General features: G+C 41.0%; 2 protein-coding genes and 2 tRNA genes. All 4 read right to left on the reverse strand.

Translation table 11 applies throughout. The annotated features are described in order from the left end of the window. Positions 1-271 precede the first annotated feature (271 nt). A complete protein-coding gene (locus tag EKM65_RS11000; RefSeq protein WP_125608450.1) occupies positions 272-2758 on the reverse strand; it encodes an ATP-dependent Clp protease ATP-binding subunit in 2487 nt (828 codons plus the stop codon). A gap of 18 nt (positions 2759-2776) precedes the next feature. Continuing rightward, the gene (locus EKM65_RS11005) at positions 2777-3247 is read right to left on the reverse strand and encodes a CtsR family transcriptional regulator (RefSeq protein WP_125608452.1); all 471 of its coding nucleotides are present in this window, start codon (positions 3245-3247) and stop codon (positions 2777-2779) included. A gap of 333 nt (positions 3248-3580) precedes the next feature. After that, positions 3581-3654: transfer RNA gene (locus tag EKM65_RS11010), tRNA-Pro, on the reverse strand. A gap of 54 nt (positions 3655-3708) precedes the next feature. Beyond that, positions 3709-3780: transfer RNA gene (locus tag EKM65_RS11015), tRNA-Gly, on the reverse strand. Between the last annotated feature and the right edge of the window lie 2 nt (positions 3781-3782).

Genomic DNA, 3782 nt, shown 5'->3' on the forward strand with positions numbered 1-3782 from the left:
ACTAACGGTTCCGACTACTACGGCCCGCAACGGACTTTCACCGTCTAGTTGATGCCCATGCCGGGCGCACTGAAATTCTCGTTGGCGATTTATCGCTTACGAGAAGGCCGAGCTTTAAGACAATCGCAGATTGGCTTAAAGTCGAGCCCACAGCGTTCCACCAGCGTATTTTCCGTAGGCACGAAGAACCACAACATAACAGCTTCAGTCGTCACTATTTTAATGAACGACAAAAAATAGGACAACTAACTTGTCCTATTCAAAGTGGTTATTAACTTTTAACAGTTGTACGTGTTTCAACATTTGCTTGATGAACGTTAAAGGTGATTTTCCCTTTACTGGCACCAATTGTTAGATTAGAACCGCTTTGCAACTCTTTACTCAACAACATCTCGCTAACTTTATCTTCAATGTCACGTTGTAAAGCTCGGCGAATTGGGCGCGCACCATATTCGGGATTATAACCATCAGCGGCAATAACATCCATAGCAGCGGGTGTGATTTTAACTTTAATATCTTGTTCATCTAAACGAGCTAACAAACGTTTTGCTAGAATTTTAACGATAATTCGTAACTGTTCACGATCCAAAGAGTGGAAAATAACTGTTTCATCAATTCGGTTCAAGAATTCTGGACGGAAGAATTGCTTCGTTGCTTCCAGAATTTTACTTTGCATCGCTGCATAGTTATCACTAGCTGAATGACTACTAAAGCCAACACTCTTGTCGTCACGTAAAGCAGTCGCACCCAAGTTAGAAGTCATAATCAAGATAGTATTACGAAAATCAACTTTACGGCCCTTAGAGTCGGTTAAAAAGCCATCATCTAACACTTGTAACAATAAGTTAAAGACATCGGGATGCGCCTTTTCAACCTCATCAAATAACACGACAGAATAAGGTTTATTGCGAACTTTCTCCGTTAATTGACCACCCTCGTCATAACCAACGTAACCAGGAGGTGACCCGATCAAACGTGACGTCGTGAATTGCTCCATGTACTCCGACATATCGATTCGAATCATATTATCTTCAGAACCAAACATTGCTTCGGCCAAAGCCTTAGCCAATTCGGTTTTACCGACACCAGTTGGCCCGAGGAATAAGAACGAGCCAATTGGCCGACTAGGGTCTTTCAAGCCACTACGAGCTCGCCGAATTGCTCGAGAAACTGACACAACGGCCTCATCTTGCCCAACAACACGTTGATGCAATATCTTCTCTAGATCCAGTAAACGTTCGCTTTCTTTTTTCTGCAATTGTGCTACAGGAACGCCAGTCCATTCAGCAACCACTTGTGCCACATCGTCGGCCTTAACCTGAATGTCAGAACGGATTAATTTCTCATCATCGTTAAAACCTTCAAGTTGTTTCTTAACCGTCATTTCACGTTCGCGAATTGTAGCAGCCTTTTCAAAATCTTGTTGTTCAATTGCAGTTTCCTTCTTAGCAACTAGATCTTTTAACTGTTGTTTCATTTTTTCTTCTGGCGTAAACGTGTCATCAGCGGCATCAAGACGAACTTTAGCTGCAGATTCATCAATTAAGTCAATCGCTTTATCAGGCATAAATCGACCAGTAATATATCGACTGGCAAGAACAACAGCTTCATGTAAGGCCTCATCAGTAATCGTCACGCCATGATGCGTTTCATAGCGTGGCCGTAAACCACGCAAAATCTCTTCAGTTTCTGCAAGAGTTGGTTCATCTACCATAACTGTCGAGAAGCGACGCTCTAATGCTTGATCCTTTTCAATATACTTCTGATACTCATCCAACGTTGTCGCACCAATTAATTGTAATTCACCACGTGCTAACGCTGGTTTCAAAATATTAGAGGCATCGATCGCGCCTTCTGCACCACCTGCACCAATTAAAGTATGCAATTCATCAATAAAGAGGATGACTTGCCCATCTTGATAAATTTCATCAATCACTTTTTTCAAACGATCTTCAAATTCACCACGATATTTCGTGCCGGCAACTAATGAACCCATATCTAACATCATCAACCGCTTTTCCAGCATATCGGTTGGCACATTGCCGGTCACAATTCGTTGAGCTAATCCTTCAGCAATCGCTGTTTTACCTACACCTGGTTCACCAATGAGAACTGGATTGTTTTTGGTTCGGCGACTTAGAATTTGGATAACTCGCTTAACTTCTTTGTCACGGCCAACTACTGGATCCATCTTATTCTCACGTGCAGATTGGGTTAAGTCACGAGCCAGCTTATCTAAGGTTGGGGTAATTGATTGCTGATTATTTTTGGGTGCGGTGATTTGACTACGATGTTTCAACGAGCTTTCAGATAACCCCATCTTTTTAAGCAGCAACTGTTTGGTCTTGGACAAACTTAAACCTAAATCGGTCAGAATACGTGAAGCTAAAATATCATCTTCACGTAAAAGGCCCAACAAGATATGTTCTGTACCAATTTTGACAGCACCCAACTTCTTTGCTTCATCTCCAGCGTAAGCTAGAATCTGTTTTGATTTAGGCGAGTATGGTAAATAACCATCAGTACCCTCATCTTCTTGATGAGATGAGCCGTAGCCAGTTAGGCGTTCAATTTCCTCTTTAACATAATCAGACGTGATCGTTAATTGTCGTAAGATTTTACCGGCAACTCCGCTTTTTTCCATCGTTAAGGCGAGCAATAAGTGCTCCGTCCCAACGGCATGATGATGAAAGTAACGTGCTTGCTCTTGGGCAATGACTAATACTTGGCTTGCACTCTCTGTAAATAAATTATCCAAGTTAACGCCTCTCTTTCTCTATGAACGTTTATACCGCAAACTATTCAATAAGGCAATAAGCAGATTAGCTCGCAACGTTTCTTCAGCTTCTTGATTCGAAACATTCAAGGTCTTATGCTCACCCATTATCGCCATAATTTGTGCTTCACGTTTCGTCAGCAATTGATTATCATACAACTGCTGTAAGAACATTTGTAAATCATTCTCAGTTATTTGCGTTCCAACTAATTCTAACAGGTGCTGTAAATAGTCGTCTAGATCCGTTGACTGTAATTTTTCAATTCGAATATAGCCGCCACCACCACGCTTACTTTCAACCCAATAGCCTTGTTGTTCATTGAAACGTGTTTTGATTACATAATTGATTTGCGAAGGAACACAATTGAATTGTGCCGCAATATCTGAGCGATTAATCTCAATCTGTTGTTGCTCTGCCAGTATTTGCTTCAGGTAAGCCTCAATAATGTCAGAAATATTTTGTCCAGTCATTGCAAGATCCTTTTCTTTTTGTCAAATCCATTATCCACCATTCACGAAAATCATGATTGACCTTCGTTGACCATTATTATAAGAGATAATTAAGTCCTTGCCAACCAAATGAACTTGAATTCAACTAAACTCACTAATTTAGTCAATCAAAGTGACTGCTGTCTAAAGTTAAGTGTCTAAAGTTAAGCCCTATCTTATTCTCTGAATAGTTATCGTCAACGCACAAATTTGACCCTAAATAAATCGCTACCAACACCATTTGACAAAGACTCAAATAACTTTTTAATCGCCAAAAAAATAGAACCCGCATCTAACAACGAGTTCCATCTAAAGTCGGAAAGACTGGATTCGAACCTGCGACCCCTACGTCCCGAACGTAGTGCTCTACCAAGCTGAGCTACTTTCCGTCAATATGACTAGAAAAATAATAAAAAAGCTCAAAAGTAAACTTTTGAACTGAAAGCGGAAGACGAGATTCGAACTCGCGACCCCCACCATGGCAAGGTGATGTTCTACCACTGAACTACTTCCGCAT

The organism is Lapidilactobacillus bayanensis (genome assembly GCF_003946695.1).
Taxonomy (GTDB): Bacteria; Bacillota; Bacilli; order Lactobacillales; family Lactobacillaceae; genus Lapidilactobacillus; species Lapidilactobacillus bayanensis.

Excerpts from the sequence above, each read along its gene's own strand:
- EKM65_RS11005 (WP_125608452.1), bottom strand. The coding sequence starts at position 3,247 with ATGACTGGACAAAATATTTCTGACATTATTGAGGCTTACCTGAAGCAA.